This is a genomic window from Photobacterium carnosum, from assembly GCF_021236965.1.
Classification (GTDB): domain Bacteria; phylum Pseudomonadota; class Gammaproteobacteria; order Enterobacterales; family Vibrionaceae; genus Photobacterium; species Photobacterium carnosum.
Genome location: NZ_WMDN01000059.1, coordinates 1 through 1444, shown reverse-complemented (window position 1 = coordinate 1444; position 1444 = coordinate 1). Strand labels below are relative to the sequence as shown.

The window sequence follows — 1444 nt, the reverse complement described above, 5'->3', positions numbered from 1 at the left end:
AAGGCTGAGATACGATGTCGAGCTACTACGGTAGTGAAGTCATTGATGCCATGCTTCCGGGAAAAGCTTCTAAGCTTCAGATTATAAGAAATCGTACCCCAAACCGACACAGGTGATCAGGTAGAGAATACCAAGGCGCTTGAGAGAACTCGGGTGAAGGAACTAGGCAAAATGGTACCGTAACTTCGGGAGAAGGTACGCTCCTAGCGGTGATGAGACTTGCTCTCTAAGCTGCCGGGAGTCGCAGATACCAGGTGGCTGCAACTGTTTATTAAAAACACAGCACTGTGCAAAATCGAAAGATGACGTATACGGTGTGACGCCTGCCCGGTGCCGGAAGGTTAATTGATGGGGTTAGACTTCGGTCGAAGCTCTTGATCGAAGCCCCGGTAAACGGCGGCCGTAACTATAACGGTCCTAAGGTAGCGAAATTCCTTGTCGGGTAAGTTCCGACCTGCACGAATGGCGTAATGATGGCCACGCTGTCTCCACCCGAGACTCAGTGAAATTGAAATCGCAGTGAAGATGCTGTGTACCCGCGGCTAGACGGAAAGACCCCGTGAACCTTTACTATAGCTTGGCACTGAACATTGACCCTACATGTGTAGGATAGGTGGGAGACGTTGAAGCAACCGCGCCAGTGGTTGTGGAGTCAATCTTGAAATACCACCCTTGTATGCTTGATGTTCTAACGTTGGCCCCTTATCGGGGTTACGGACAGTGCCTGGTGGGTAGTTTGACTGGGGCGGTCTCCTCCCAAAGAGTAACGGAGGAGCACGAAGGTGGGCTAATCACGGTCGGACATCGTGAGGTTAGTGCAATGGCATAAGCCCGCTTGACTGCGAGAATGACAATTCGAGCAGGTGCGAAAGCAGGTCATAGTGATCCGGTGGTTCTGAATGGAAGGGCCATCGCTCAACGGATAAAAGGTACTCCGGGGATAACAGGCTGATACCGCCCAAGAGTTCATATCGACGGCGGTGTTTGGCACCTCGATGTCGGCTCATCACATCCTGGGGCTGAAGTCGGTCCCAAGGGTATGGCTGTTCGCCATTTAAAGTGGTACGCGAGCTGGGTTTAGAACGTCGTGAGACAGTTCGGTCCCTATCTGCCGTGGGCGTTGGATGATTGAGAGGGGCTGCTCCTAGTACGAGAGGACCGGAGTGGACGAACCGCTGGTGTTCGGGTTGTATCGCCAGATGCATTGCCCGGTAGCTAAGTTCGGAATCGATAACCGCTGAAAGCATCTAAGCGGGAAGCGAGCCTCAAGATGAGTCATCCCTAGACCTTTAAGGTCTCTAAAGGGTTGTTGAAGACTACAACGTTGATAGGTCAGGTGTGTAAGTGCTGCGAGGCATTGAGCTAACTGATACTAATTGCCCGTGAGGCTTAACCATACAACACCCAAGGGGTTTTTCTTCTCTAAAGAGAAGAGACGGACTCT

General features: G+C 51.7%; 1 rRNA gene. It reads left to right on the top strand.

Annotation, left to right across the window (positions count from 1 at the left end):
• Positions 1-1397, top strand: a 23S ribosomal RNA gene (locus GLP24_RS19740); the annotation flags it as partial.
• Positions 1398-1444: the final 47 nt, after the last annotated feature.